The sequence below is a fragment of the Acinetobacter defluvii genome, assembly GCF_001704615.3.
Lineage (GTDB): Bacteria > Pseudomonadota > Gammaproteobacteria > Pseudomonadales > Moraxellaceae > Acinetobacter > Acinetobacter defluvii.
Window position 1 is genome coordinate 2,532,545 of sequence record NZ_CP029397.2, and the last position, 25,465, is coordinate 2,558,009.

General features: G+C 40.4%; 30 protein-coding genes and 8 tRNA genes. 15 read left to right on the forward strand and 23 right to left on the reverse strand.

Annotated elements, in window-relative coordinates; genetic code table 11:
• Positions 1–4 precede the first annotated feature (4 nt).
• Positions 5–1,036, forward strand: a complete 1,032-nt coding sequence (locus DJ533_RS14495; RefSeq protein ID WP_004201169.1) for a protein-disulfide reductase DsbD domain-containing protein — start codon at positions 5–7, stop codon at positions 1,034–1,036.
• A 10-nt stretch (positions 1,037–1,046) separates the two neighbouring features.
• Here the strand turns inward: DJ533_RS14495 and DJ533_RS14500 are convergent, their stop codons facing one another.
• The 4 genes from DJ533_RS14500 to DJ533_RS14515 all read right to left on the reverse strand — a co-directional run bounded on the left by DJ533_RS14500 (position 1,047) and on the right by DJ533_RS14515 (position 3,997).
• On the reverse strand, positions 1,047–1,685 hold the full coding sequence (locus tag DJ533_RS14500) for a phosphoribosylanthranilate isomerase (protein WP_004201168.1): 639 nt from the start codon (positions 1,683–1,685) through the stop codon (positions 1,047–1,049).
• Between the two features lie 4 nt (positions 1,686–1,689).
• Complete coding sequence (ble, locus tag DJ533_RS14505; protein WP_004201167.1) at positions 1,690–2,055, reverse strand: bleomycin binding protein Ble-MBL; 366 nt, start codon at positions 2,053–2,055, stop codon at positions 1,690–1,692.
• A gap of 3 nt (positions 2,056–2,058) precedes the next feature.
• The gene (locus tag DJ533_RS14510; protein WP_004201164.1) at positions 2,059–2,871 is read right to left on the reverse strand and encodes a subclass B1 metallo-beta-lactamase NDM-1; all 813 of its coding nucleotides are present in this window, start codon (positions 2,869–2,871) and stop codon (positions 2,059–2,061) included.
• A 100-nt stretch (positions 2,872–2,971) separates the two neighbouring features.
• Complete coding sequence (locus tag DJ533_RS14515; RefSeq protein WP_001988464.1) at positions 2,972–3,997, reverse strand: IS30-like element ISAba125 family transposase; 1,026 nt, start codon at positions 3,995–3,997, stop codon at positions 2,972–2,974.
• A 193-nt stretch (positions 3,998–4,190) separates the two neighbouring features.
• Between DJ533_RS14515 and rlmH the strand changes: the two genes are divergently transcribed.
• The 5 genes from rlmH (at position 4,191) to DJ533_RS14540 (ending at position 7,861) form a co-directional block, all read left to right on the forward strand.
• Positions 4,191–4,673 (forward strand): 23S rRNA (pseudouridine(1915)-N(3))-methyltransferase RlmH, encoded by a 483-nt coding sequence (gene rlmH, locus DJ533_RS14520; protein WP_065995573.1) that lies wholly within the window; start codon positions 4,191–4,193, stop codon positions 4,671–4,673.
• Between the two features lie 114 nt (positions 4,674–4,787).
• Complete coding sequence (locus DJ533_RS14525; RefSeq protein WP_065995574.1) at positions 4,788–5,564, forward strand: dioxygenase family protein; 777 nt, start codon at positions 4,788–4,790, stop codon at positions 5,562–5,564.
• Positions 5,565–5,716: 152 nt separating this feature from the next.
• Positions 5,717–6,496: an META and DUF4377 domain-containing protein gene (locus tag DJ533_RS14530; RefSeq protein ID WP_065995575.1), complete on the forward strand. Its 780-nt coding sequence runs from the start codon at positions 5,717–5,719 to the stop codon at positions 6,494–6,496.
• 93 nt (positions 6,497–6,589) lie between these two features.
• Positions 6,590–7,015, forward strand: a complete 426-nt coding sequence (locus DJ533_RS14535; RefSeq protein WP_065995576.1) for an META domain-containing protein — start codon at positions 6,590–6,592, stop codon at positions 7,013–7,015.
• Positions 7,016–7,027: 12 nt separating this feature from the next.
• Positions 7,028–7,861 carry an META domain-containing protein gene (locus DJ533_RS14540; protein ID WP_065995577.1) on the forward strand — a complete coding sequence of 278 codons (834 nt, stop codon included), beginning with the start codon at positions 7,028–7,030 and terminating at the stop codon, positions 7,859–7,861.
• Between the two features lie 61 nt (positions 7,862–7,922).
• On the opposite strand, the gene gdhA is transcribed toward DJ533_RS14540, so the two are convergent.
• Complete coding sequence (gdhA, locus tag DJ533_RS14545; protein WP_065995578.1) at positions 7,923–9,266, reverse strand: NADP-specific glutamate dehydrogenase; 1,344 nt, start codon at positions 9,264–9,266, stop codon at positions 7,923–7,925.
• A 325-nt stretch (positions 9,267–9,591) separates the two neighbouring features.
• Between gdhA and DJ533_RS14550 the strand changes: the two genes are divergently transcribed.
• Together DJ533_RS14550 and nth are read left to right on the forward strand one after the other, a co-directional pair.
• Positions 9,592–10,398 carry an RnfABCDGE type electron transport complex subunit B gene (locus DJ533_RS14550; RefSeq protein ID WP_065995579.1) on the forward strand — a complete coding sequence of 269 codons (807 nt, stop codon included), beginning with the start codon at positions 9,592–9,594 and terminating at the stop codon, positions 10,396–10,398.
• A complete protein-coding gene (gene nth, locus DJ533_RS14555; protein ID WP_065995580.1) occupies positions 10,389–11,075 on the forward strand; it encodes an endonuclease III in 687 nt (228 codons plus the stop codon). Before DJ533_RS14550 ends, nth begins: the two co-directional genes overlap by 10 nt.
• 115 nt (positions 11,076–11,190) lie before the next feature.
• Here the strand turns inward: nth and DJ533_RS14560 are convergent, their stop codons facing one another.
• Positions 11,191–12,054, reverse strand: a complete 864-nt coding sequence (locus DJ533_RS14560) for an IS982 family transposase (RefSeq protein ID WP_109849250.1) — start codon at positions 12,052–12,054, stop codon at positions 11,191–11,193.
• Between the two features lie 118 nt (positions 12,055–12,172).
• Between DJ533_RS14560 and DJ533_RS14565 the strand changes: the two genes are divergently transcribed.
• Positions 12,173–12,397 (forward strand): hypothetical protein, encoded by a 225-nt coding sequence (locus DJ533_RS14565; protein WP_148245841.1) that lies wholly within the window; start codon positions 12,173–12,175, stop codon positions 12,395–12,397.
• Between the two features lie 239 nt (positions 12,398–12,636).
• Here DJ533_RS14565 and DJ533_RS14570 read toward each other — a convergent pair whose 3' ends face one another.
• The 5 genes from DJ533_RS14570 to DJ533_RS14590 all read right to left on the reverse strand — a co-directional run bounded on the left by DJ533_RS14570 (position 12,637) and on the right by DJ533_RS14590 (position 15,945).
• Positions 12,637–12,957, reverse strand: coding sequence for a hypothetical protein (locus DJ533_RS14570; protein ID WP_228716485.1), 321 nt, complete (start codon positions 12,955–12,957; stop codon positions 12,637–12,639).
• Positions 12,958–13,014: 57 nt separating this feature from the next.
• Positions 13,015–13,233 carry a hypothetical protein gene (locus DJ533_RS14575; RefSeq protein WP_065994130.1) on the reverse strand — a complete coding sequence of 73 codons (219 nt, stop codon included), beginning with the start codon at positions 13,231–13,233 and terminating at the stop codon, positions 13,015–13,017.
• A gap of 98 nt (positions 13,234–13,331) precedes the next feature.
• Positions 13,332–13,982, reverse strand: coding sequence for an adenylate kinase (gene adk / locus DJ533_RS14580; RefSeq protein ID WP_065994131.1), 651 nt, complete (start codon positions 13,980–13,982; stop codon positions 13,332–13,334).
• A gap of 74 nt (positions 13,983–14,056) precedes the next feature.
• Positions 14,057–15,373 carry a hypothetical protein gene (locus tag DJ533_RS14585; RefSeq protein ID WP_065994132.1) on the reverse strand — a complete coding sequence of 439 codons (1,317 nt, stop codon included), beginning with the start codon at positions 15,371–15,373 and terminating at the stop codon, positions 14,057–14,059.
• A 53-nt stretch (positions 15,374–15,426) separates the two neighbouring features.
• Positions 15,427–15,945 (reverse strand): hypothetical protein, encoded by a 519-nt coding sequence (locus DJ533_RS14590; RefSeq protein ID WP_065994133.1) that lies wholly within the window; start codon positions 15,943–15,945, stop codon positions 15,427–15,429.
• Between the two features lie 277 nt (positions 15,946–16,222).
• On the opposite strand from DJ533_RS14590, the gene mrdA reads away from it, so the two are divergent.
• Both mrdA and rsmD read left to right on the forward strand, forming a co-directional pair.
• Complete coding sequence (gene mrdA / locus DJ533_RS14595) at positions 16,223–18,271, forward strand: penicillin-binding protein 2 (RefSeq protein ID WP_065994134.1); 2,049 nt, start codon at positions 16,223–16,225, stop codon at positions 18,269–18,271.
• Positions 18,264–18,830, forward strand: coding sequence for a 16S rRNA (guanine(966)-N(2))-methyltransferase RsmD (gene rsmD / locus DJ533_RS14600; protein ID WP_267285734.1), 567 nt, complete (start codon positions 18,264–18,266; stop codon positions 18,828–18,830). Before mrdA ends, rsmD begins: the two co-directional genes overlap by 8 nt.
• A gap of 35 nt (positions 18,831–18,865) precedes the next feature.
• Here rsmD and DJ533_RS14605 read toward each other — a convergent pair whose 3' ends face one another.
• Positions 18,866–19,114, reverse strand: a complete 249-nt coding sequence (locus DJ533_RS14605) for a hypothetical protein (protein ID WP_081406103.1) — start codon at positions 19,112–19,114, stop codon at positions 18,866–18,868.
• A 301-nt stretch (positions 19,115–19,415) separates the two neighbouring features.
• Here DJ533_RS14605 and DJ533_RS14610 point away from each other — a divergent pair, with 301 nt between their 5' ends.
• Complete coding sequence (locus DJ533_RS14610) at positions 19,416–20,201, forward strand: YdcF family protein (protein WP_065994253.1); 786 nt, start codon at positions 19,416–19,418, stop codon at positions 20,199–20,201.
• 47 nt (positions 20,202–20,248) lie between these two features.
• Here the strand turns inward: DJ533_RS14610 and DJ533_RS14615 are convergent, their stop codons facing one another.
• The 10 genes from DJ533_RS14615 to DJ533_RS14660 all read right to left on the reverse strand — a co-directional run bounded on the left by DJ533_RS14615 (position 20,249) and on the right by DJ533_RS14660 (position 22,471).
• Entirely contained in the window at positions 20,249–20,713 is a 465-nt protein-coding gene (locus tag DJ533_RS14615; RefSeq protein ID WP_065994136.1) for a DUF2750 domain-containing protein, read from the reverse strand.
• A gap of 82 nt (positions 20,714–20,795) precedes the next feature.
• Positions 20,796–20,871: transfer RNA gene (locus DJ533_RS14620), tRNA-Val, on the reverse strand.
• A gap of 96 nt (positions 20,872–20,967) precedes the next feature.
• Positions 20,968–21,044, reverse strand: a tRNA-Asp gene (locus DJ533_RS14625).
• A gap of 57 nt (positions 21,045–21,101) precedes the next feature.
• Positions 21,102–21,177, reverse strand: a tRNA-Val gene (locus DJ533_RS14630).
• 95 nt (positions 21,178–21,272) lie between these two features.
• Positions 21,273–21,349: transfer RNA gene (locus DJ533_RS14635), tRNA-Asp, on the reverse strand.
• Between the two features lie 32 nt (positions 21,350–21,381).
• A tRNA-Val gene (locus tag DJ533_RS14640) sits at positions 21,382–21,457 on the reverse strand.
• A gap of 97 nt (positions 21,458–21,554) precedes the next feature.
• Positions 21,555–21,631 (reverse strand) — tRNA-Asp (locus tag DJ533_RS14645).
• Positions 21,632–21,676: 45 nt separating this feature from the next.
• Positions 21,677–21,753: transfer RNA gene (locus DJ533_RS14650), tRNA-Asp, on the reverse strand.
• 24 nt (positions 21,754–21,777) lie between these two features.
• Positions 21,778–21,853 (reverse strand) — tRNA-Val (locus DJ533_RS14655).
• Positions 21,854–22,105: 252 nt separating this feature from the next.
• Complete coding sequence (locus DJ533_RS14660; RefSeq protein ID WP_065994137.1) at positions 22,106–22,471, reverse strand: YbaN family protein; 366 nt, start codon at positions 22,469–22,471, stop codon at positions 22,106–22,108.
• Between the two features lie 81 nt (positions 22,472–22,552).
• On the opposite strand from DJ533_RS14660, the gene DJ533_RS14665 reads away from it, so the two are divergent.
• From DJ533_RS14665 to dapE, 3 genes are all read left to right on the forward strand, one after another.
• Positions 22,553–23,407, forward strand: coding sequence for a DUF1853 family protein (locus DJ533_RS14665; protein ID WP_065994138.1), 855 nt, complete (start codon positions 22,553–22,555; stop codon positions 23,405–23,407).
• A 123-nt stretch (positions 23,408–23,530) separates the two neighbouring features.
• Positions 23,531–23,674: an entericidin A/B family lipoprotein gene (locus tag DJ533_RS14670; protein ID WP_323809361.1), complete on the forward strand. Its 144-nt coding sequence runs from the start codon at positions 23,531–23,533 to the stop codon at positions 23,672–23,674.
• Between the two features lie 151 nt (positions 23,675–23,825).
• The gene (gene dapE, locus DJ533_RS14675) at positions 23,826–24,959 is read left to right on the forward strand and encodes a succinyl-diaminopimelate desuccinylase (RefSeq protein ID WP_065994140.1); all 1,134 of its coding nucleotides are present in this window, start codon (positions 23,826–23,828) and stop codon (positions 24,957–24,959) included.
• A gap of 44 nt (positions 24,960–25,003) precedes the next feature.
• Here dapE and DJ533_RS14680 read toward each other — a convergent pair whose 3' ends face one another.
• Positions 25,004–25,465, reverse strand: a complete 462-nt coding sequence (locus tag DJ533_RS14680; RefSeq protein WP_065994141.1) for a hypothetical protein — start codon at positions 25,463–25,465, stop codon at positions 25,004–25,006.

Sequence of the window (25,465 nt, forward strand, 5' to 3'; positions counted from 1 at the left end):
GCCAATGACCGCATCCACGATCCGCCTGCGCCGCTGGCTGGCCGGGCTCGCCCTGCTGCTTGCGCTGCCCGCGACCTCGGCCGTCGCCCAGGACTTCGAACTGCCGCCGGTCGACGAGGTCTTCGTCCTGTCCGCGCAGGCCACCGCGCCGGACCGCATCGAGGTGCGCTGGCGGATCGCCGACGGCTATTACCTGTACCGGCACCGCACCTCGGTCAAGGCCGATGCCGCCTTCACCGGCGCGACCATGGCGCTGCCGAAGGGCAAGGCCTACCGCGACGAATTCTTCGGCGACGTCGAAACCTACCGCAAGGAATTGCTCGGCACCCTCACCGGCACGCCCGCGGCCGGCGCGAGCGCGACCACCCTGACCGTGAAGTACCAGGGCTGCGCCGATGCCGGCGTGTGCTACCCGCCGCAGACCCGCACCCTGAAGGTCGCGTTGCCGGGCGAAGCGGGCGCTGGCGGCTTCGGCTGTAAGGCGCGCGGGCTGCATGATTATGTCGTCAAGAACGGCTCTGCCGATCATCCCAACGCCGAGGTGAAATTCGCACTGGGTGATGTGGTCAACACCATGATCGGCTGCACTAATGGTGAAACGATCATGCTGTGCCACGACACCTCGCTGCCGCGCCCCTATTCTCTCGGCTTTCGGGTGCAAGGCACCGAGGGGCTGTGGATGGACGTCAACAAGTCGATCTATCTGGAGGGCAAGAGCCCACAGCCGCACCGCTGGGAGCCTGCCGAGGGCTGGTTTGCGAAATACGATCACCCGCTATGGAAACGCTACGCCGATCTGGCGGCAGGGGCCGGGCATGGCGGGATGGACTGGTTCGTGATCCACGCTTTTGTCGAGGCGCTGAAGGCCAAGGCCCCGATGCCAATCGACATTTACGACGCGCTGGCCTGGAGCGCGATCACGCCTCTGTCGGAACAATCGATTGCTGAGGGCAATCGCACGTTAGATTTTCCCGACTTCACCCGAGGGCAGTGGCGCACCCGCAAGCCGATCTTTGCGCTGAACGACGCCTATTGATCGACGCGATTTAGGCCAAGCGCACCGCAAAGGCGAAATTGGTAATCTTGTCGGTATCCTTGACGCCCGGCGCGCTTTCGACGCCGCTGGAGGTATCGACCAGCGGCGCTCCGGTGCGCGCAATCGCCTCGGCAACATTCGTCGGATTTAGCCCGCCTGCCAGCCCCCACGGCAAGGCACCGCGATATCCGGCCAGCAGCGACCAGTCGAACGCCAACCCCATGCCGCCGGGCAGCGCGCCTTTGGGGGTCTTGGCGTCGAACAAGATCAAGTCCGCCGCCCCGGCATAGGCTGCGGCGCGTGCGACATCGCTGGCGCTGGCGACGGGCAGCGCCTTCCACACCGGCTTGCCAAACCGCGCGCGCAACTGGGCCACGCGTTCGGGCGATTCCGAACCGTGCAGCTGCAGCGCGTTCAGCTTGGCTGCCACCAGTGCGTCGGCGATGACAGCATCATCCGCATCGACGAACAAACCGACCATGGCGATCTGGCCAGCTGCGCGCGATGTCAAAGCGCCCGCGACATTCGACGTAACCGCACGGGGCGACGCTGGATAGAACACCAACCCGGCATAGTCCGCCCGCGCCGCGATGGTCGCATCGAGCGCCTCGGGTGTGCTGATCCCGCAAATCTTGATTTTCGCGGGCATGCGGTCAGTCGGGGTTCTGGATCAGCCGCACCAGCGTGCAGTCGGGATCGATCAGGTAGCCGATCCTCAGGCCGCTCGCCTCCAGTTGCGGAGCTTTGAAGCGCGGCCAGCCGGTGCTTTTTTCCTCGGCTCCCGCCGCGTTCACCAATGCCACCATGGCATCGAGATCATCCAACCGCAGGCAACAGCCGAACGAGCTCGTAGCTGGGTCGAGGTCAGGATAGGGGAAGAATTCGAGCTGCAAACCGCCGCGCTGCAGGATCATCCAGCCGCGATCCTTCCAACTCGTCGCAAAGCCCAGCTTCGCATAAAACGCCTCTGTCACATCGAAATCGCGCGATGGCAGATTGGGGGTGACGTGGTCAGCCATGGCTCAGCGCAGCTTGTCGGCCATGCGGGCCGTATGAGTGATTGCGGCGCGGCTATCGGGGGCGGAATGGCTCATCACGATCATGCTGGCCTTGGGGAACGCCGCACCAAACGCGCGCGCTGACGCGGCGTAGTGCTCAGTGTCGGCATCACCGAGATTGCCGAGCGACTTGGCCTTGCTGTCCTTGATCAGGCAGCCACCAAAAGCGATGTCGGTGCCGTCGATCCCAACGGTGATATTGTCACTGGTGTGGCCGGGGCCGGGGTAAAATACCTTGAGCGGGCCAAAGTTGGGCGCGGTTGCTGGTTCGACCCAGCCATTGGCGGCGAAAGTCAGGCTGTGTTGCGCCGCAACCATCCCCTCTTGCGGGGCAAGCTGGTTCGACAACGCATTGGCATAAGTCGCAATCCCCGCCGCATGCAGCGCGTCCATACCGCCCATCTTGTCCTGATGCGCGTGAGTCACCACCGCCAGCGCGACCGGCAGGTTGATCTCCTGCTTGATCCAGTTGAGGATCTGGGCGGTCTGGTCATCGGTCCAGGCGGTATCGACCACCAGCACGCGGCCGCCATCCCTGACGATCAAACCGTTGGAAGCGACTGCCCCGAAACCCGGCATGTCGAGATAGGAAGTGTGCTGCCAGACATTCGGTGCGAGCTGGCGGAAAACCAGATCGCCAAACCGTTGGTCGCCAGTTTCCATTTGCTGGCCAATCGTCGGGCGGATTTCACCGGGCATGCACCCGCTCAGCATCAATGCAGCGGCTAATGCGGTGCTCAGCTTCGCGACCGGGTGCATAATATTGGGCAATTCCATCAAGTTTTCCTTTTATTCAGCATTAAAAACCCCGCAAATGCGAGGCCTAGTAAATAGATGATCTTAATTTGGTTCACTGTAGCAAAAATATGGGGCGAATTCAAACATGAGGTGCGACAGTTTCAAAAGCCATATGATAATCAACAAGCTGAGCAAATTTCTCTAATGGTGTAAGCCAATCTAACGCCTTTCTAGGACGAGTATTCAGTGACATGGCAACTTGATTTAAATAATGCTGATCTGCCTGATTTAAATCAATCCCTTTAGGTAAATATTGCCTAATTAAACCATTCATATTTTCGCATGTGCCTTTTTGCCAGGGTGAATGTGGGTCACAGAAATATACATCTATGCCTAAATCTTCTTCGAGTATTTTATGTTCTGACATCTCACGTCCACGGTCATAGGTCAACGTTTTACGCAGTTCTGCAGGTAAATATTTCAGAGCTTCAGTTAAAGCCTTGCGCACTGATTCTGCCTTTGCATCAGGTAATGTTGCCAAGATACAGAGCCGTGTATTTCGTTCAATAAGTGTTGCTATCGAACTTTTATTGTCTTTACCTTTAATTAAATCAGCTTCCCAATGACCCGGTATTTTTCTTTCTTGAACTTCGGCTGGGCGCTCATGAATAGTTTTAATATCCTGTAATATAGAATCTTTTTTAGGTTCACCGTTAGCTTTTCGCTTTTTATTTTCATGACGTAGACAGGATAATAAGTCTTTTTTCAACTCACCCTTGGGTAATGCTCGTATCGTTGAATAAATCGTTGTATGGCTTACATTCATTGTTTGATCCAAATCAGGAAATGTCTTTAAACGCTTTGCTATTTGCTGAGGAGACCATAAACAACGGATCGCTTCAACAATAAATTTCCAGAGGATTGAATCGATTTTGAGTTTTCTGTGACCACGTCTACGTCTAGCAAAAGTGTTATCAGAAGCATATTGAGCTTGATAAACGTCATTGATGCTATTTCTTTTAAGCTCACGATAGATCGTACTAGGATGTCTTTTAATGAGTTCAGCAAATTTTCTGGCTGAAAAGCCTTCTTTTCTTGACTCAAGCATTAATGCAGTACGATCTTCAAAGTTAAGATGATGGTATGACAATTTTATATACTCCATAAACCCTTTAAATTAATTAGGTGGTTTATGTCGCACTTCAAGTTTTACTCTGCCCGGTATTTTTAATTCCATTCATTTTTTATTCTTCAACATACTTAATTTATTTTACCTGCTGAGAAATATCACACACGACCTGAGAACATTTCAATATAGGGTTATACTATAGATTGCTATATGACAATATTAGTTTTTTATGAAAATTCGCATTCTTACCATTGGTCAAAAAATGCCTGCATGGGTTTTAACGGGTTTTGAAGACTATTTCAAACGCATTCAACCCTTTGTACAAACTCAAATCATTGAGTTACCGATGGCAAAACGTGGTAAAAATGATTCTGAAGCGGATATTTTAAAATATCGTCAAATCGAAGGTGACAGCATTCTAGCGCAGCTGAAGCAAAATGAAGTTTTGATTGCACTTGAAGTCGGCGGACGTGAATTTAGCACTGAAAAATTGGCTGAAACCATGAAGAGTTGGATGCTTGAAGGCAACGACGTAGCCCTAGCAATCGGTGGACCAGATGGTCATTCAGAAGCTGTGCGTAAAGCCGCTGCTTGGCATTGGTCATTATCTAAACTGACCTTGCCACATCCACTGGTTCGTGTCATGTTAATCGAACAGCTTTATCGTGCGATGAGTATTAACCACAACCATCCTTATCATCGTGCAGGCTAAAGCCATTAGCGTTCTATTTCTGCAACAAGATGTTGAATAAATTAGACTGATATGGATTGCTATTTTTTGTCATGATTTTGCTTTAATTAATGCTTTTGCTTAGGTGCATCTCATATGAATTTACAAACATTACCAGGTTTATTTATTTCTCATGGTTCACCTATGCTTGCTTTAGATCCAGAGCAAGTTGGACCTGCTTTAAACCGTTTAAGTTTAAACTTGCCGAAACCACAAGCAATCGTGGTAATGTCAGCACATTGGGAAAGTAATGCCTTAGAAGTAAGTACTGCAATACGTCCAGAAACTTGGCATGATTTTCGTGGTTTTCCGCCTGAACTGTATGAGATACGCTACCCTGCATCAGGCAATCCAGAATTAGCCGAAGAAATTTTACATTTGCTTGCAGAAGCGCATTTGCCGGCACATGCCAACAGTACACGTCCTCGTGATCATGGCGTGTGGATGCCATTGTTACATATGTATCCTGATGCGGACATTGCTGTAGTTGAGATTTCTCTGCCGATGCATATGAATGCAGATGATATTTATAAAATCGGACAAGTTTTAGCGCCTCTACGTGAAAAGCAAATCTTACTGATCGGCTCAGGCAGCATTACTCACAATTTAAGGGAATTAGCTTGGCATGGTGATGCAAGTCAAGTGCCTGAATGGGCATCCACTTTTCGTAACTATGTGGTAAATAAACTCACGCATCATGATTATGATGCAGTTTTAGATTGGTCAAATATTCCATTTGTACAACGCAATCATCCAACCTTAGAACATTTTGCACCTTTGTTTTTTGCAATGGGCACAGGTAGTCGTTTTAGCGTCGTGCATAGTAGTTTTTCAATGGGTGCATTAGGTATGGATATCTATCGTTTTGATTAAAATAAACTTTGGTCATTAAGTCTAAATAAAAAATATTTTTAAATATTTATCATATGGATACATATTGAAACCTAAAATATCAATTGTATCCATCCCTTTTTTACCTAAATCGCTTAATCTAAGCTTAAATTTATTCAGTAGTTGTTTTGATAATGAAATTTAAATATTTAGCAATCGCTTTGTTCCCTTTTGCACTTGCTGCTTGTCAATCAAGTGATCTTCAAAAAGCTGGAGATATTGCTGTGTCTATTTTACAACAACAAAATGCAGATAAAACCTTAGCTGCGTATCAGTGGAGTGCCAATACACCTAATGCACCAAAACCATTGGTGTTAAATTTTAGCGACAAAGGTCAACTCAGTATCTCAACCAGTTGTAATGGCATGAATACCACATGGAAAGTTGAGAATAATCAAATTATCACGGGCAATCTTGCTGCAACGCAAATGGCTTGTCCAGCAAATGCTATGGCACAAGAAGGCATTGCTGCTCAATTATTTGAAAATGGTAAAACTGCATTTATCTTAAATACCAGCAATACACAAAGCCCAACCTTAACCATTACTTCAGCAAAAGGTGAAAAATTCGTTTTCACAGGAAAAATGACACCTGAAACCCAATACCAAGGTCAAGGTGAAACTATTTTTCTAGAAATTAGCCCAGAAACCAAGGAATGTTCTGCGGGTGTAATGAAGAAGCAATGTTTACAAGTGCGTGAAATTAAATATGCTGAAAATGGGGTAAAAACCCAAGTCGATAAAGATTGGACTTTATTCTATGACAATATCGATGGTTTCACACATAGACCAAATGAGCGCCAAGTGGTTCGTCTCAAACGTTATGAAATTAAAAATCCTGCCGCTGATCAGTCTAAATATGCCTATGTACAAGATATGATTATTGAGCGTGAAGCGATTAAAGGCTCTCTTTAATCCTTAAATGATCAAAAATAGATTTAAAACCGATGTTTAGGCATCGGTTTTTTAGTATTAAATTTCTATAACTCTCATCAGTGAAATGTTGTCATGAAAATAAAAATAATAATACTCGCATTATTGTGTACGGCATGTCATGAAAAACTACTATCCGTAGAAGAAACTCAAAAATTACTCAGTCAATATATATGGTCATATACACCGCCAAACAATGATATTCCGATAGAGCTCACTTTTAAAGATAATCAACTAGGTGCATATGTTTCCTGTAATTATATGGGAGGCACTTACAAAGTTATTGAACAAAAAATAATGATCCCTATATTTTTTGGTGATGCTCAAGCTTGTGCGCCTCATATCATGCGACAAGAACACTTTATTAAAATGTTTTTTTTACAGCCCATTCCTTTTAAGATCACATCACGTTCAAGTAACAACCCTAAACTGATTTTTCAAAAAGAGAAACAGGAGTACATATTTGTAGGCACTAAACTTTCGCATAAAAATAAGTCTTAATAGGAGTAACATATGAAAATTACAACATGCTTACTGTTTTCTTGTGCATTTTTATTGATTTCTGGATGTCAAAATATAGCCGTTGAAAAAGCCTCCATAGCACCTAGTGTTTTATCATCACGTCAATTCAATGAAATATTACAACAACATACATGGGCATATACGCCACCGAATAGCCCTGTACCTATCCTTGCTAATATTTCATCTCAATCTATCCATATCTATAGTGGCTGTAATCAAATCTCAAAGCAGCATAGATTGAATGGTCAACACATCCAATCAAACAGTCTACAACATCAAACATTAATGGGATGTGGTAATTTACAAGCACAAGAAAATTTAGCATCGAAAATTTTTAGTGATGCTGATTTAGTAATTTCTAATCCAGAGAATCAAATCAAACAACTGAAAGTCACGTTAAAAGATGAAACAAATTATACCTTTCAATCCATTCCTTATATTTCTGATCTAAAAAATTATGATGCTGAATTGCTGAAAAAATTTACATGGCAACAAATATCCGATGAATTTAGCCCTGACCAAATTCAAGCATTACTTTTAAATTTCACAACTGATCATATGCTTTTTTATGCTGGGTGTAACGGTATGAGTATACAATATGAGATTGAAAATTATCATATTATCCCAAGGGGTGACTTTAGAAGCCAAGTAAAATTTTGTGGTAATCATCATCATGAATTACGCATTCGGCAAAACCTGTCAAAACCAATGGGCATCCGGTTAGATTATTCCACTATTTTTCCAAAATTAATTTTAGAATCCAAATATCAGCCGAATATGATCTTTCAAGCGATTCCACGAAAAGAAAATCTTAAATCACTTTAATTTAAGTTCATAAAAAAACCGATGCATTTGCATCGGTTTATGCAGTATTTTAAGCTAAAACTTAGAATACACCTTGGGCTAACATTGCATCTGCAACTTTTACGAAACCAGCAATGTTTGCACCATTGACATAATTGACTGTGCCATCTTCTTGAGTACCGTATTTCACACAGTTACGATGAATTTCTTTCATGATCGCATGTAAACGCTCATCTACTTCTTCAAATGTCCAACCCAAACGGATCGCATTTTGTGACATTTCAAGACCAGAAGTTGCGACACCACCAGCATTTGATGCTTTACCTGGTGCATAAAGAATTTTTGCTTCTACGAATTTCTCAACCGCTTCCAGTGTAGAAGGCATATTTGCGCCTTCAGCCACACAGATCACGCCATTGGCAAGCAATGTTACTGCATCTTGTTCATTTAACTCATTTTGAGTGGCACAAGGCAGTGCGATGTCACATTTGATAGACCAAGGACGTTGACCTTCAAGGTATTCAAATCCATGTTTAGACGCAAACTCAGAGATACGACCACGTTTGACGTTTTTAAGATCCATTACTTCACATAAAAGCTCATTGGTAAAACCATCTTTCACGTATACCGTACCGTTTGAGTCAGAAAGTGAAACTACTTTTGCACCCAAATACATTGCTTTTTCAGCAGCAAATTGTGCAACGTTTCCTGAACCTGAAATCGTTACTGTTTTGCCTTTGAAGCTATCGCCACGAGTTTTCAACATTTCTTCAGCAAAATACACTGTGCCGAAACCTGTTGCTTCAGGACGAGCCAAAGATCCACCAAAAGATAAACCTTTACCTGTAAATACGCATGAAGTGTCATTGCTGAGCTTCTTCATCATACCCGCCATATAGCCAACTTCACGACCACCTACACCAATATCACCTGCAGGAATATCAGTATTTGAACCAAGATGACGATAAAGTTCAATCATTAATGCTTGGCAGAAACGCATGATTTCGCCTTCAGACTTGCCTTTCGGGTTAAAGTCTGAACCGCCTTTACCACCGCCCATAGGCAACGTTGTTAAGGCATTTTTAAAGGTTTGTTCAAAACCCAAAAATTTTAAAATTGAGAGGTTTACAGATGGGTGGAAACGCATTCCCCCTTTGAATGGTCCAATTGCAGAATTGTATTGAACACGGAAAGCACGGTTAACTTGAGTTTGACCTTGATCATCTACCCAAGAAACACGGAATTGAAATGCACGTTCTGGCTCTACTAGACGTTCAAGTAATCCATGATCTGCATATTGTGGGTTCTTTTCAATGAATGGCCACAAACTGGTCATTACTTCTTCCACAGCTTGTAAAAACTCTGGTTGATTTGGATCACGTGCTTTTACGTAATCAAGAAAGTCATTCAGGCTTGTATATTTCAACGCTCAATCCTCAGCAGAAAGGTGTTACAAAATTGGTCAAATTTTCATGACAATGATAAATTTTGGCGCAAAGTATTAAATATCTTTTGTAAAGAATCTACAATACTTTTTCTAATGTTTTTTCAAATAACATTTAAATTCAAGATTATATTTTATAATCAAACCTGTCATTTTTGCCAAAAACAACATACTTTCATATGCTTTAATTTGCCAATTATGCGCTATTTTCGCACAATTTACGACCTAAATTAGCGCAAACAATTCCCTCTAGATTCATGCTAAAATTTAACGACCTAACTGGCAGATTTTTATACTTTTAAATTACATGACGTTTTCTATTTCCCTCATACAACAAATCGATGCTCTCCTCCCCCAAACGCAATGTGGTTTATGTGGTCATCGAGATGGGTGTTTACCTTATGCTAAAGCAATTGCTGAGGGAGAAGATGCCAATAAATGCGTTCCTGGAGGACAACCCGTAGCTGATGCTTTGGCAAATTTACTACAACGTGAAACATTAGCAGCAGAGCCAAGTGTTTGGGCTATTCAAAGTGATGGTCGCCCACAGCGCATGAAAGCGGTGATCCGTGAAGATGAATGCATTGGGTGTACCAAATGTATCAGCGCCTGCCCTGTTGATGCAATTATTGGCTCAGGTAAGCTGATGCACACAGTTTTAACGGACTTATGCACAGGATGTGAGCTTTGCATTCCGCCTTGTCCAGTCGATTGTATTGACTTAGTAGAAGATACCCAGCCTATACTGACAGATTCGCAGCGTATTGCTGAACAAGATGATTTACGTCAGCGTTATTATGCACATATTCAGCGTGAGGAAAGTCGTCGTCTACACCGTAAAGGCCCTGTGGTACGTGCTGAAATTGATACGGAGTTATTTGCACAATATACTGAACAAAATCAACAACTCCCTGCAATTGAGGTCATCGAAAAATCAGAACACGCCAAGTTAGTTATGGATGCTAAAAGCACCATTGAACTTGCCAAAATTCGCACACAAATTAAGAAGTTAGAAAAACAATTAAGCGTACGTGCAGATGAGAAAAAACAACAGCAATTAGATAGCCTTTTACAGCAATTATCTGATTTACAAGGGGTTAAAGCATGGCTGTAAAAAACATGACTAAAAAGCAAATTCAAATATTTTTTGAACGCTTACGTGAGCAACGCCCAACCCCTAAAACTGAACTTAATTATTCTTCACCTTTTGAGCTTTTGGTGGCTGTAACCTTATCTGCACAAGCGACGGATGTGAGTGTGAATAAAGCTACAGACAAGCTTTTCCCTATCGCCAACACGCCTGAGGCAATCTATAACTTAGGTGTAGAGGGATTAAAGGAATATATCAAAACCATTGGTTTATATAATTCTAAAGCTGAAAACGTCATAAAAGCTTGTAAAATGCTAATAGAACTGCATAACAGTCAAGTTCCTGATAACCGAAAAGATTTAGAAGCGTTGCCTGGTGTCGGGCGTAAAACAGCCAATGTTGTACTCAATACCGCATTTGGACAAGCAACGATGGCCGTAGATACACATATCTTTCGTGTAGGTAATCGCACAGGTTTAGCTGTTGGTAAAAATGTTTTAGAAGTTGAACATCGACTGATCAAAGTCATTCCCAAAGAATTTATTTTGGATTCGCATCATTGGCTCATTTTACATGGGCGTTATACTTGCATTGCACGTAAACCTAAATGTGGTGAATGTATCGTGTCGGATGTCTGTAATTGGACAGATAAATATGAGTTTGGTGCTGTTAGAGAAATTAAAGTGAAGAATGTAGAATAAAACTACTTGTTTTTCTTCTATAAACTCGACTTTTATCGATACAAATACCTATATTGAAATTAAAAAATTTCAGTACTATCCTCCAGTCTAATTAACCTGAGTTCGATGAATATTATTAGTTTGCAATCAAATTTTTAAAAGTTGGTTTGCTAGTATTTAAACAATAGGCGACTACTGCCGACATAATATTCACCATAAAATTATTAACCGAACGATGACGTGAATGATCTATTTGATGCAAATTTTTTAATTGGTCATTCACTGTTTCTATCAAACCACGTCGTGATAATAATTGCTTTTCAAATAATGTTTGTGACTCTTTCTGCTTCATATTTTTTCGTGAAGGTGTTAATAATTTTAACCCTCTTGCGATTAAAGCATCTTTTTTTGTTTTACTTAAATATCCCTTATCACCAAGCAGGATACCTTTAAATTCTGAAGTAAGCTCCTCAAGTACTGCAACATCGTGAACATTGGCTGATGTGACTTTTAAATTAATAATCTCTCCTAAGTTGTTGATCACAAGATGTAATTTAAAACCGTAAAACCATCCTGTACTACTTTTTCCACGATTCGCAAGGTCTTTAAACACACGATGTCGTTTAATTCTAAGATTATGACAAACAACAAGCTTAGTTGAATCAATGATACAAATTCCTGTATCTGCTCCTTTAATTTGATTAAAGAAACAGCTAAGTGCTTGCAAGCAACGAGGCATAATTTCAACAAAACGGTTATAGCTAAGAAGTTTAGGGAAAGCAGATTTCCAAAAAGGAATGACCATATGACAATAAAAATATTTAAAGAATCTAAATCCAGATTGGTGGAATAAAATCACGATTGTCATGATTTCAGATAAGCTTAGGGCAGACTTCTGTAACCTTAAATTTTGATGTGGAATGAGAGATTTTTCTAAAGATTCATCAAATATTTTGCAAAAATCATCTAAAAGACAAAATAATTCTGTAATATGATCCATAGAAAGCCTTAGGTTGTAATGTTTTGTCTTGAGAACCAATACGTTACAAACTTTAGGGCTTTTTTTCTACTCTTTTTTTGATCGAACTCAGGTTAATTATAAATTACTAACTCAAAAAGTGACTGAAATTCTCATTCGACAACGGGATGATAATGATGTGCATGACTTTAGAGCCATTCGTTTGTCCGCACTTCAAAATTCACCTGAAATGTTCGGTGCAACTTATGCCGTTGAAGTCACACGACCATTGAGCGTATTTTTAAACGTTATTTCCAACAATGCTATTTTTGCTGCTTATCATCATGAGCGAATTATTGGTATGCTTATTTTTCAAAAAATATAGATCAAGTCAATCTATATGTTTTTTTGTTGAGCCTGAATATCGAAATCAAGTAATCGTGCAATTACTTTTTACAAACCACGATTGATTATGGGGAAGCATATGTGTAAGTTAGGTCATACTTTCAGTGGTTGCTACAAATGTTCTTGCTATTCACTTATATCAAAAACTTGGTTTTCAAATAGCAACTCAAGCTGTGAAAAATAATGAACATGAAATCGAGATGATTCTCTTTTATTAATTTATTTTACAACGACAAGATCATATTCTTTGCGAAAATGAATATTTCCACCATGTGCATCACGTGTTATTCCTTCTAAAACAATATGGTATGTGCCTGATCGGGTTGGTGTCCCTTTTATTTCAATTGTGTGATCACTATAAGGCACCCCACCTGCATTAAGATCAACACTTAATCCAGAATTTGTAGGAATAGAGGTGTCAAAGTATAAACCATCAATCAATGTGACCTTTTCAATCTCAATTTTTGCACTGTAATATTGCCCTACTACAGCATTGGATAAAGCTGTTGGCATAATTTTAATCTCTTGCGTACAAGCCATTAAAAACATGCAAAGTAATAAACATAAAGCTTTCATTTTCATAAAAATTTAGATGCACTATTTATTTTTATTTTCCAGATCTCTTTTCATTTGTTCTAATCTTTTCCACTCTTCAGCCACTTGCGGATGCATTTGATAGTTGCCAGATTTTCGCATTTCTCTACGTTCTTGTAATTCTTCTTTTTGTGCTTTGCGCAAGAGCTTAAAACTCATAAACAATAATCCAAGTAAAACAATCACGCTTACAACAACCAAACCAATAAGTGCAATTTTCATTGTCTATCGCCCACAAAAAAGAGCCCTAATATGAATGAGGACTCTTTCTTTGTCAAAGATTTCTAAGACTGCTTACAATCTTAGACATCTTTTAAGACTTAACCAAGAATAGCAAATAAATCAGTTTGAACTTCTTCTATAGGACGAAGACCATTTAATTTATTATAAGTGGGTGCATTTTCACCAGAACTCGCACGACCTTGATAGAAACCAACCAATTGTTCAGTTTCAGCATGGTACGAACCTAAACGTTTACGAATCGTTTCTTCTTGGTCATCAGGACGTTGAACCAGGTCTTCACCTGTTTCATCATCTTTACCTTCCACTTTTGGTGGATTGTAAATGGTGTGATAGACACGACCAGATGCAGGGTGCTGACGACGACCTGAAAGGCGTTTCACGATTTCTTCATCAGGTACATCAATTTCGATCACATGATCAATTGCAATCCCTTCTTTTTCCAAAGCTTCTGCTTGAGGAATAGTACGTGGGAAGCCATCAAAGATACAACCATTGACACAATCAGGTTGTGCAATGCGTTCTTTCACTAAACCAATGATCAGTTCATCTGATACTAAGCCACCAGATTCCATTACATTTTTAGCTTTAAGACCTAATTCAGTACCTTCACGAATCGCAGCACGGAGCATATCACCGGTTGAAATTTGTGGGATATTGTAGCGCTTACAGATCAACTGAGCTTGAGTACCTTTGCCTGCTCCAGGTGGTCCGAGTAGGATAATGCGCATAAAAAACATCCTCTTTTAAAACAATATGTATAACACCTCGGTGTCCTCATCTATTGAGGAGCACTGGCGTCTATTTATAAGAAAGCAACAAACAAATGGATTAGACCTGCTAAGAATCCAGTAACACCACCCAATACAATCAAAAGCCATTCATCTTCCCTAAAAGCAGGACGTAATAGATTTTGGAATTCTGTTGGCGTAAGTTCACGGATACGCTCTCTAAACATTTGAAAGATTTTCTGTGCACGGCTCGCATTAAAGGCTGGGTCGCTTACAGGCACCATCGTAATTTCAATGGAACGATCAATCAAGTCTGTTTTAAGTTTAGCATATTCAGAAGGACCAATAGAAAGTTGTAATGCTGTTCGTATTAATGGCGTTTCCATGATACTGTTCACATGACGCTTAATAATACGGCGTGTTTTATCTTTTCTTGGTCCATACATCATTTCAGTCATGATGGATTTTAGCGTAATCAAATCTTCTGTCACAACACTTGCAAACACATCGGATACTTCATCTTGACGTTTCATGAATGCACCTTGCACATTATATGTACCGATGCGAGGAATCACAGGCTTGATCCAAGGAAATTTACGATCTTTAGTCAACTCAAAAAATTGTGGGTAACGCACATAATGTGGGTACACTGGGTTAAAAACCATCCAAATTGCAATCCAGTTGGTTAAAAAGCCCCAAATCGCAGCAAATACAGGTACAGTACGATGGTCAGGAATCAAGATATATACTGCCATTTGGAAAATACCAAAGAACATACCAATGAGTGCACTGATATGCCAAATGAAGTTAATTTCTTTCTGCCCCACTTTTAAGAACATACGCACCATTAAACGGCGATCACCTTCCATTTGACGTACCACCATTTCTCGCATGTCCACCAATGACTCGACGTTCATGGTCAGCTCAGTCACCAAACCTTTTAAAATATCAGGCATTTGCTGATGTGCTTGTGCATAGATTCTACGCTTTATGGAATAAGGTAGATTTTCCCAAAGTACCGCATTACGATCCATCATCACTTCATCAATAAGATGCTCAAGCTCAAAACCTACTTGCTCCCCGATGATACGTGCCATGTCCTCTGGTTCCATGGCATTTAGGAACTCGTTTAATGAACCTAATTTAGATAAAGTATTATCCGTAATAATCCCAGAAATACGACCTGCTTTACGTGGAACAATCCCCTGCCAACCCACAGGCAATGGACCAATATGAAAACCCCAAAATTTAATTGGGTAGAACACCATTTTTAGTGCCATCCATACATGTATCCACGTCACAAAAGCAGTTACTGGAACGATACTTAAGATCGCTAGATGATCAGGTCGACTAAAAAAAGCTTGCCACAAATCGCTAACGTATTCCAACATGCATGACTCTCATATTTATTTCTATTCGCGGTCTAAAAAGTTACATCTACAACTCAAAGTCCAAAACTTAAACTATAAGCAAATTGAATCTGTGGTCTCGTTTCTTCAATCATGTTGCCACCACGATCATGTAATTCACTACCCGCACCAATACCCACACTAAAAGTGCTAATGCGTTCTTTATTTAATAAAACATAAGACAAGTCTACGCCTGCCCCATATTGAACTTCATCACTATTATCTACTTTTTTACTTTTCAGTGAACCGCCATAAACGCCAACATAAAAACCATTTTTGTCAGTACCATTTAAATACGCAGGATAACGAAAACCAATTTGTCCACCTAACTCGTGATCACCATTGATAAATGCCCCTAATTTGGTATAGGCAATCCCATAAGGCGTGACCCACTCACCGTTTATATGGGCTAATTTTTGTGTTAAACCTGCGCCTACATTGAAAGTTGCAGCATCACTTGATTTTAATTTTGCTTCAGGTAAATAATCTTGCCACTCTGCATGTGCAACATTCCCTAATCCAAAAAATAATATTAAGGGAAAGATTTTTTTCATTATTTTCTCCATTGTCCCTAATTTTGGGTCAAACATAATCTTCCATATTTTTCTGACTTTAACAGAATTATCAACTTACGCATATGCAAAACACTAGAATTTTTATGTCGCTAAAGTCAACATTTAGCCAATGTTGTTATACCATTTCTATCAAATAAACTCGTATTTTTGCAGATTTTATGCAGTAAAAAACGAATATTTTCATTCTTAGTACAATTCTAAGGTAAAATGACTGCCCGCACTATTTGCCAATTTAGCCCAGTAAGTCGACTTTCATATGAAACAACAGTTTCCTTTAAAAAATGTTCAGCAAGAAAAGCGTATTTTTCGAAGTCGCATTTTTTTTTCGATCGGTATTGTTTCATTTTTTTTACTCTTACTTGTAGTTCGTTATGCTTATTTACAAATTTTTCATTTTGAAGAGTTTAGTCAAGCTTCTGATAAAAACCGTATTCGTTTACAACCGATAGCCCCAGCACGTGGTTATATTTATGATCGGAATGGTATTTTACTTGCAGATAATTACCCCGTGTTTACAGCCACACTCAGTAAAGCAGATGTTGACGATGTGGAGGATACCGTTAAGCGACTTACCCCGATTTTAAATTTAAACGAAGAAGATATAGAGCGTTTTTCTAGTCGAATCAAAACCTCTAAAAAAACTGAACGTGTCACTTTAAAGCTCAACCTCACCGAAACAGATATTGCACGTTTTAGTGAAGTGAAGTTTCAATTTCCAGGTGTCGATATCGAAACGCAAATGACGCGTTTTTATCCACATGGCGAATTGTTTGCACATGTGATCGGTTATGTTGGACGCATCAATGATAAGGAACTGAAAGAAATTGATAAAGATTCTTATGCAGGTACCAATTTAATTGGTAAAATTGGGGTTGAAAAATCCTATGAGGATTTACTCCATGGTAGTCCTGGTTATGAATCCATTGAAGCTGATGCACATGGTAATGTATTACGTCATTTAGGTCGTAAAGATTCTACTCGTGGTAATGATTTATTTTTATCATTGGATTATGGCTTACAAACTGTTGCCGCTGAACAATTGGTTGGTCGTCGTGGTGCAATTGTGGCGATAGATCCACGCACAGGCGAGATTTTAGCTTTGGTATCCAGTCCAAGTTTCAATCCAAATCTATTTGTAACAGGGATTGGACATGCAGACTATAGTGCATTACGCGATAACTTAGACCAACCTTTATATAATCGTGCGGTACAGGGAACTTATCCACCAGGTTCAACCATCAAGCCAATGGAAGCACTGGGGGGTATTCATTTTGGTACGGTGGATTGGTCAACTACGATTTCCGATCCTGGCTATTTCCATTTACCTGGTGACTCACATAAATTCCGTGACTGGAAAAAAACTGGTCATGGCAGTGTAAATATGCATAAATCCATCGTGGTATCTTGTGATACCTATTTCTATATTCTTGCCCATCAAATGGGTATTGAAAAAATGAATGAATGGATGCGTCAGTTTGGTTTTGGTGAAAAAACTGGCGTTGATTTACCGAGTGAAAGCACAGGTTTATACCCAAGTCCTGAATGGAAAATGCGTACCCGTAAATCCAAATGGTTAAAAGGTGAAACTATTTCAGTCAGTATTGGGCAAGGTGCTTTTACCGCCACCCCTTTGCAGTTAGCAATGGCAACAGCGATTACCGCAAATCATGGGGCACATGTCATTCCACATGTACTACGTGAATCCAAAGGTGCAAAACCACATACTGTTTTAAATGCCCCAGATGGCAAAATCCATTTTAACGGTACCGACCAAGACTGGATCAAAATGCGAGATGCAATGGTCGATGTCATTCAGTCAGGTACAGGTCGTGGTATCAAAACTTCTCAATATCTGATTGCAGGGAAAACAGGAACAGCACAAGTTAAAAGTATTGCACAGGGTAAACGCTATAATGAAGCCTTACTCACAGATCGCCAACTTGACCATGGTTTATTTGTCGGTTTTGCACCTGCTGAAAACCCAGAAATTGCGATTGCAGTGATATGGGAAAATGGTCGTCATGGTGGGTCTGCAGCACAAATTGCTCGCCCAGTGTTTGATTATTGGTTATTAAAACGCCAGAAAAATCCAATTATTCCTCAAAATCATCAAATTAGTGGGGGACTAATGACAGCAGGCATTAAACCAGGTGAATTACCAAGTGGTGATGTTGCCTTATCAGCAGACCCAAATGCACTGCCAAAACCAAATCCCCATGCGGGAGCAGCAACCAATTCTCGACAAGCACATACAAATCCAGCTCGTCCTGCACCTGAACAACATGGAACAGAACTCAGTGAATAAAGTAAAAAATCAACTTCGGATTATTGGTGGTGAGTGGAAACGCCGTGTTTTACCCTTTGCAGAGATTGAGGGATTACGCCCTACACCTGATCGGGTACGTGAAACATTATTTAACTGGCTAATGTGGGATGTGCAAAACAGTAGAGTTTTAGACTTATGTGCAGGTTCTGGCGCATTAAGCTTTGAAGCATTATCGCGTGGTGCAGCCGAAGTGATAATGATTGAGCCAAACTTGACTCAAGCAAAATTTCTTAAAAATAATCTGCAACTTTTACAAGCAAAAAATTGTCAGCTTAAAATAATGACTGCCCAACAAGCACTCACGCAGCTTCAAGGTGAATATGATTTAGTATTTCTAGATCCCCCGTATAGTTTAAATTTGTGGAATGAATTGGCAATATCCGTTGATCCTTTTCTAAAAAATGAAGCTTATATTTATGTTGAAGCAGATAGAGCACTAAATAGTTTAAATTTACCTACAGATTGGCATTTGCTCAAACACACCAAAGCAGGTGTCGTTCAAGCAGGTTTATTCCAAAAAAACAATAAAAAAGCTTAGACAACATCTCTAAGCCTTTAAAATATGAATCACTTTTAACGATTGTTTCGCCAATCTCGACGATCTCGGTCTTTGCTCCAGTCAGGTCGATTAGGTCTATCTTTATGCCAATCAGGTCGGTTCGGACGATCCTTGTTCCAGTTTGGGCGATCTCGATCATAATTCCAGTGCGGACGATCTCGATCATAACCAGAATGATGTCGACCATTGTCATCGTATGGCGCAACTATACATCCTGTTAATGAAGCACCGAGCAATCCCAGCAATAGTACGTGTTTAAGCATAGCATCTACTCACTTAATTTATTTTGTCTATCTACAAGATAATGCTTTGCGATGTAGAGCTACTGAATGCTTTGTCGAAGTCTTGTATAAATTACGCTCATTATTCATTCACATTTGATATTCTTAATTGGACGTTTTTGTCTTAAACTTATATCCATCATTAAATTATTTAAAATTTCCAAATTAAAAGCGTAATGCTAACTTTTTGCAAAGTAGATTACTTTACAATTTCAATGCTTAAAAGGCTAAGGCTTTGCTAAAATATAGCGATATCTTGTTAAAAATGATGAAAATAACTGCAATGAAGTTTTCTATTTTACTGCGTAGCCTACTCTTTATTTTTGGTTTAATTTTATTTATAGATGGTTGCATGCTTATTTTGCAAAATAAAATCCATCTCGGCACTGTTCTGCCTTTTTTAATTGGTTTATTTTTTCTTATTTATGTTTGTAGTTATACAAAAATTCAAAACTTTTTTAAAAAAAATTTAAAATTACGAAAATTTTGGCGAATAGCTTGGATATTTTTTAGTATTTGGTTTTGTAGCCTAATGGCTTTTTTTATTTATTTACATCAGCACACCCAGTCAAACAACCATGTACCATCTGTCGATGCCATCATTGTTTTAGGCAGTGGTATTATTCAGGGCGAACCTTCACCGACATTAGCTTTACGTTTAGATACTGCTGCACAAATTACTAAACAACAGCCACAAGCATGGATCATTGTAAGTGGTGGATTAGACGATGGCGAAGTCAAAACAGAAGCAGATGCCATGTCAACCTACTTACAAGCAAGACATCAACTAAATGCCGCAATGATCTTAAAAGAAGACCAAAGTACCAGCACTGAGTTAAACCTTAAAAATAGTCAAAAGATATTAACTGCACATAGGCTTGGTCTTGATTCAAAAATAGCCATTATCACGAGTGATTTTCACACTTTACGTGCTGCTGCCATTGCGAAAAAACAAGGCTACAATAACTTTGTTACTGTGAGCGCTGAAACTCCCTTAGCGACCCGCTATAACGCTTGGCTAAGAGAATACTTTGCCTATCTCAGTGGTTGGCTACTAAATGAGTACTAATAAAATAAATTAGCAACACCACAGTTCCTTGTGCATATTTTTAAATATTAACTATGAATTCTGATTTTACGTGGCAAAGGCAGGCGATTATTTTCAAATAATTCTGGTTGGCTTAAATATAAATGATACAAATATTTTTTAATTTCGATAAGAAACTTATTACCAGACACTAAGATATTTTGCCCTTCAGGTGTTAAATTAATTGAAAGTAAGGTGTTATTCTCAATAATAAAAGGAATAACTTGCCCAATAAAAGCAACCAAATCAATTTCTTTTACTGAGTACCTTGCCCAATTGTCTTTAATTAAAAGTTGAGTCAGACTTTTACCTTGCCAAACCGCAAATGCTTGCTGTCCTGTAGGGGTTGCGCACAATGCCCAACCTTCGTGATATAAAGCATACACTTTGGCTTGATTGACAATAGTTTCAATGAAGTTTTTATACTGTTCTTCAGGTAATAATGTAGCTTTCTGAATATTCGACGCAGACTTGCGTTGATAAGGATTTCTCATATTTTCATAATATAATTGAATTAATTATCAAAATATATTACATCAAAAATATAGATTTTAAAATAGAGACTAGGAGAATATATGGTGGGCGCTGACGGGATCGAACCGCCGACATTCTGCTTGTAAGGCAGACGCTCTACCAACTGAGCTAAGCGCCCTGAGGAATAAAAATAGCAACGCTTTTTTTATAACGCAAGACAAACGCAGTGCGTAGTCTATGCTTTAAACACTCCCAAGATCAGGCATCAAGGAAATGGCGCAGCGGACGGGACTCGAACCCGCGACCCCCGGCGTGACAGGCCGGTATTCTAACCAACTGAACTACCGCTGCACTACGGTACTTTACGTTTGCAGTAAAGTAAGGTCTTTTACAATTTACAACTAAATCTGGTGGGCGCTGACGGGATCGAACCGCCGACATTCTGCTTGTAAGGCAGACGCTCTACCAACTGAGCTAAGCGCCCTGAGGAATAAAAATAGCAACGCTATTTTTATGACGCAAGACAAACGCAGTGCGTAGTCTATGCTTAAACATTTCCAAGATCAGGTATCAAGGAAATGGCGCAGCGGACGGGACTCGAACCCGCGACCCCCGGCGTGACAGGCCGGTATTCTAACCAACTGAACTACCGCTGCATAACGGCATTCATACATTTCTGTATAAATTATGGTGGGCGCTGACGGGATCGAACCGCCGACATTCTGCTTGTAAGGCAGACGCTCTACCAACTGAGCTAAGCGCCCTAAGGAATAAAAATAGCAACGCTATTTTTATGATGCAAGACAAACGCAGTGCGTAGTCTATGCTTTAACACACTTCCAAGATCAGGCATCAAGGAAATGGCGCAGCGGACGGGACTCGAACCCGCGACCCCCGGCGTGACAGGCCGGTATTCTAACCAACTGAACTACCGCTGCATTTATACAATATTACTATTGTAACACAAACAAATTAAGAAAAATTGGCGCAGCGGACGGGACTCGAACCCGCGACCCCCGGCGTGACAGGCCGGTATTCTAACCAACTGAACTACCGCTGCACTTATATTCTTAACGTTAAAGCTTGGTGGGCGCTGACGGGATCGAACCGCCGACATTCTGCTTGTAAGGCAGACGCTCTACCAACTGAGCTAAGCGCCCTAACGACTTCATCGTTTGTGAGGTGCATTATAGAGAATCTTTACCAAGTGTCAAACGCTTTTCTCTATCATTTTAAGTTTTCATGGTTGAATGATTAAAAAATAGATCATTTTTCAGTATTTTTCATTTTTTTGCTTATTATTTATCTATTTATCGTAATTTTAATAGATTTATTTTATCTATCATTTTTCTTAATAAAGACGCTCAGACATCTCTTTTAAATATTTGCTCGATAAAATATGGCGTTCTTTATCATTTTACTTCTGGTTCTGGTCGCATCCAAAGCCAAATCGCAACGATTAACATAGTCAGATTAGTAAAAATTTTAACCGCTACAGGTGCTGTAGTGAACAACATCAATATCGCACTGCCCGTCATCATGACCGTGGCGAACCATTTTGCTTTACGAGGAACAGTGCCATTGTCACGCCAGGCTCTCAAAGTTGCACCATATTTTGGATGATTGAGCAATCTATCATGTACTTGCGGCCAACCTTTAGATGCTGCCCATAATGCTAAAATCAAAAAAACTGTTGTTGGCATACCAGGTAATAACGCACCAATAAAGCCTAGTACAATAAAAATAATTACGAGGCTTCGCCAAAACAAAATTCGCATAGACCAACTCAATCCTCAGAATTCGGTTAGTATATATGTTTTAGAATTGAACGCTGTATTTTTCTTATTGGATGAGTAAATTTGACTGCAACAATACCTGCTGATTATTTTGAACCTTGGTTAATCTTTAAAACTCCAGTGGTTCGACAATTGGCTTTTGTGATTGCGAGCCCCAATATTCTTTGTAAAATTCCTGACGCTTTAGCCATTAAGCATCCTTTTCAATTGCACCAAGGTGAAGTTTGGCAAGCATTATATCAACAGTATGAAATACGTTTACATCAATTAGATCATGACCCAACTGATTTGGAAAATTTTATTGCTGAGCTTAAAAGTACGCGTTTAGGCTTACGTTTTGAATATCTTATGTGGTTTTGGTTGAAAGATAATGCATTTCATCATTTTAAATTGCTTGGACATAGCATCCAAATGTTTCATGCTCGGCAAACATTAGGAGAAATAGATTTTCTTATTTTTAATCAACACACACAACAAGTTGAACATTGGGAAGTGGCTTTAAAATATTATTTAGCTGAAGCGGATTTTCAATTGCAGCATTGGTATGGTTTAAATCGACAAGATACATTACTAAGAAAGCTCACACATTTTACCGAAAAGCAATTTCAATTCAATCACGTACAAGATTATGAAATTCACAAACGTTTTGCCGTATTAAAGGGACAGCTTTATTATCCTGCTCACCGCTTACCAAACCATACCGAGGATTGGATCAATACACAACGTCGTTTGGGGCAATGGGGACGATATATTCCCTCACCAGCGTATTATTGCTTAAAACGCCATGAGTGGATTTGCCCTGATCGATTCGCAAGTTCAAAGGCAGCAATTTGGTGGACAAATGGATTGTATAAACATTTAACTTCTGAAGATTTTTTTATGTATCGTCAACCTCATATGATTCATAAAAATGTGTAATAAATGTAAAAATCAACTATAAAATATACAAAACATAACCTAGAAGTTATAAAACCCTCATATTCAAATCATTGTGATTTTTTTACTCTAATAAGGCATCAAAATAATTTTAATTGGAGATGAATGATGAAAAAAATTTTAGCTGCTTCATTGTTATTAACTTTTGTTTTAACGGGTTGTAATACAATTAAAGGCGCAGGACAAGATGTTTCAAAAGCAGGTGATGCTGTAACTAATTCTGCAGAAAGAGTTGAAAATAAACTTTAATCTGCGCTTCAAAATTAGCCTTATCTTTTGATAAGGCTTTTTTTATACGTTGTTCTTATGCTTAGCATACAATAAATTCAGCTTTTTAAGTTTCCATTCAAAATATTCTTCTCTATTATATTCCGCTCATTTCATAATTTATTTTGCCGCCATGAATGCTTCAGAAACTTTAGCGCTTAGCCTAACGCTTTTACGTCAACCCTCAGTAACCCCCATTGATCACTCTTGTCAGACTATCATGGCGGAGCGTTTAGCTGCTGTCGGATTCAATATTGAAAATATGCGCTTTGAAGATGTCGATAATCTTTGGGCACGCCGTGGCACAGAAGCACCAGTTTTTTGTTTTGCAGGACATACCGATGTTGTTCCTACGGGTCATTTAGACGCATGGGAATCAGATCCTTTTTTACCTGAAATTCGTGATGGTAAATTATATGGGCGTGGTAGTGCCGACATGAAGACCGCATTAGCAGCTATGGTCGTTGCATCAGAACGCTTTGTAAAAAAACATCCCAATCATAAAGGTTCAATTGCCTTTTTGATTACTTCAGATGAAGAAGGCCCTTCTATTAATGGTACGGTCAAGGTCGTTGAAACTCTTGAAGCACGTAATGAAAAAATGACATGGTGTTTAGTCGGTGAACCTTCTAGCACCTCTACACTCGGAGATATTATTAAAAATGGTCGCCGTGGCTCTTTAAACTGCGTATTAACTGTTCAAGGCAAGCAAGGTCATGTCGCTTATCCTCATTTAGCAATTAACCCTATTCATACCGCTTCTAAGGCATTAACTGAACTATGCGAAACAGTTTGGGACAACGGAAATGAATATTTCCCTGCGACATCATTCCAAATCTCTAATATCCAAGCAGGTACAGGCGCAACCAATGTAGTACCCGGTACAATGACCGTGACTTTTAATTTTCGCTATTCAACAGAAGTGACTGCTGAGCAGTTAAAAGCACGTGTTTTAGAAATACTCGATCGTCATCAAGTCGACTATACTGCTGAATGGACTTTATCTGGCTTACCGTTCCTAACACCCGTTGGTGAGTTGGTGAATGCGGCAACCAATGCTATTAAAAATGTCACAGGTACAACGGCTGAGCTTTCAACCAGTGGTGGTACTTCGGATGGTCGTTTCATTGCACCTACAGGCGCACAAGTTCTTGAATTAGGAGTATTAAATGCGACAATTCACCAAATTAACGAACACGTAAATATTGATGAATTAGAGCCATTAACCGATATTTATGAACAAATTTTAGAACAATTATTAACTTAAAATAGAAAAACAAGGAATGTCTAAACATTCCTTATTTTATTCAACTAGGCAATTAAACCTAATTCTTGTTGAATTTTAGCTAAATTGGGTACATGGAATTTTTCATCGCCAACACGCACCATATATAAAATTGTATCATCCTGAGATTGGTTTTCTTCATCTACAACCTCAGAAATACGCAAACGAATCGAACGTGGCATTTCATTACATAATAATGCAAAACGTTCATTTGGCGACTCCCCTTCAACTACGAGGGCAACCCCTAAGGTCGTATGCGGATCACTGACCCGAAAAGCAGGTAATTTTCGATCATGCCATTCTACTGTTTTTACTTGAGTTGGGCTATCGAGTGCCGAGATCACAATGTTTTGTGGCAGTAACATTGCTGCTTTATCATAACAATCAATAATATACGCATCAATAAAACCCGTAGACACCGTAATGAGATGTTGAAGTTCCTGTGTATTGGTTTGATCTAAAATCGAACCTTTTCCATTTTGAGACAT

What these genes read in the sequence shown, in the direction of transcription:
- DJ533_RS14495 (WP_004201169.1), top strand. Translation starts at nt 5, where the DNA reads ATGACCGCATCCACGATCCGCCTGCGCCGCTGGCTGGCCGGGCTCGCC.
- DJ533_RS14500 (WP_004201168.1), bottom strand. Translation starts at nt 1,685, where the DNA reads ATGCCCGCGAAAATCAAGATTTGCGGGATCAGCACACCCGAGGCGCTC.
- ble (WP_004201167.1), bottom strand. Translation starts at nt 2,055, where the DNA reads ATGGCTGACCACGTCACCCCCAATCTGCCATCGCGCGATTTCGATGTG.
- DJ533_RS14510 (WP_004201164.1), bottom strand. Translation starts at nt 2,871, where the DNA reads ATGGAATTGCCCAATATTATGCACCCGGTCGCGAAGCTGAGCACCGCA.
- DJ533_RS14515 (WP_001988464.1), bottom strand. Translation starts at nt 3,997, where the DNA reads ATGGAGTATATAAAATTGTCATACCATCATCTTAACTTTGAAGATCGT.
- rlmH (WP_065995573.1), top strand. Translation starts at nt 4,191, where the DNA reads ATGAAAATTCGCATTCTTACCATTGGTCAAAAAATGCCTGCATGGGTT.
- DJ533_RS14525 (WP_065995574.1), top strand. Translation starts at nt 4,788, where the DNA reads ATGAATTTACAAACATTACCAGGTTTATTTATTTCTCATGGTTCACCT.
- DJ533_RS14530 (WP_065995575.1), top strand. Translation starts at nt 5,717, where the DNA reads ATGAAATTTAAATATTTAGCAATCGCTTTGTTCCCTTTTGCACTTGCT.
- DJ533_RS14535 (WP_065995576.1), top strand. Translation starts at nt 6,590, where the DNA reads ATGAAAATAAAAATAATAATACTCGCATTATTGTGTACGGCATGTCAT.
- DJ533_RS14540 (WP_065995577.1), top strand. Translation starts at nt 7,028, where the DNA reads ATGAAAATTACAACATGCTTACTGTTTTCTTGTGCATTTTTATTGATT.
- DJ533_RS14550 (WP_065995579.1), top strand. Translation starts at nt 9,592, where the DNA reads ATGACGTTTTCTATTTCCCTCATACAACAAATCGATGCTCTCCTCCCC.
- nth (WP_065995580.1), top strand. Translation starts at nt 10,389, where the DNA reads ATGGCTGTAAAAAACATGACTAAAAAGCAAATTCAAATATTTTTTGAA.
- DJ533_RS14560 (WP_109849250.1), bottom strand. Translation starts at nt 12,054, where the DNA reads ATGGATCATATTACAGAATTATTTTGTCTTTTAGATGATTTTTGCAAA.
- DJ533_RS14570 (WP_228716485.1), bottom strand. Translation starts at nt 12,957, where the DNA reads ATGGCTTGTACGCAAGAGATTAAAATTATGCCAACAGCTTTATCCAAT.
- DJ533_RS14575 (WP_065994130.1), bottom strand. Translation starts at nt 13,233, where the DNA reads ATGAAAATTGCACTTATTGGTTTGGTTGTTGTAAGCGTGATTGTTTTA.
- adk (WP_065994131.1), bottom strand. Translation starts at nt 13,982, where the DNA reads ATGCGCATTATCCTACTCGGACCACCTGGAGCAGGCAAAGGTACTCAA.
- DJ533_RS14585 (WP_065994132.1), bottom strand. Translation starts at nt 15,373, where the DNA reads ATGTTGGAATACGTTAGCGATTTGTGGCAAGCTTTTTTTAGTCGACCT.
- DJ533_RS14590 (WP_065994133.1), bottom strand. Translation starts at nt 15,945, where the DNA reads ATGAAAAAAATCTTTCCCTTAATATTATTTTTTGGATTAGGGAATGTT.
- mrdA (WP_065994134.1), top strand. Translation starts at nt 16,223, where the DNA reads ATGAAACAACAGTTTCCTTTAAAAAATGTTCAGCAAGAAAAGCGTATT.
- DJ533_RS14605 (WP_081406103.1), bottom strand. Translation starts at nt 19,114, where the DNA reads ATGCTTAAACACGTACTATTGCTGGGATTGCTCGGTGCTTCATTAACA.
- DJ533_RS14610 (WP_065994253.1), top strand. Translation starts at nt 19,416, where the DNA reads ATGAAGTTTTCTATTTTACTGCGTAGCCTACTCTTTATTTTTGGTTTA.
- DJ533_RS14615 (WP_065994136.1), bottom strand. Translation starts at nt 20,713, where the DNA reads ATGAGAAATCCTTATCAACGCAAGTCTGCGTCGAATATTCAGAAAGCT.
- DJ533_RS14660 (WP_065994137.1), bottom strand. Translation starts at nt 22,471, where the DNA reads ATGCGAATTTTGTTTTGGCGAAGCCTCGTAATTATTTTTATTGTACTA.
- DJ533_RS14670 (WP_323809361.1), top strand. Translation starts at nt 23,531, where the DNA reads ATGATGAAAAAAATTTTAGCTGCTTCATTGTTATTAACTTTTGTTTTA.
- dapE (WP_065994140.1), top strand. Translation starts at nt 23,826, where the DNA reads ATGAATGCTTCAGAAACTTTAGCGCTTAGCCTAACGCTTTTACGTCAA.
- DJ533_RS14680 (WP_065994141.1), bottom strand. Translation starts at nt 25,465, where the DNA reads ATGTCTCAAAATGGAAAAGGTTCGATTTTAGATCAAACCAATACACAG.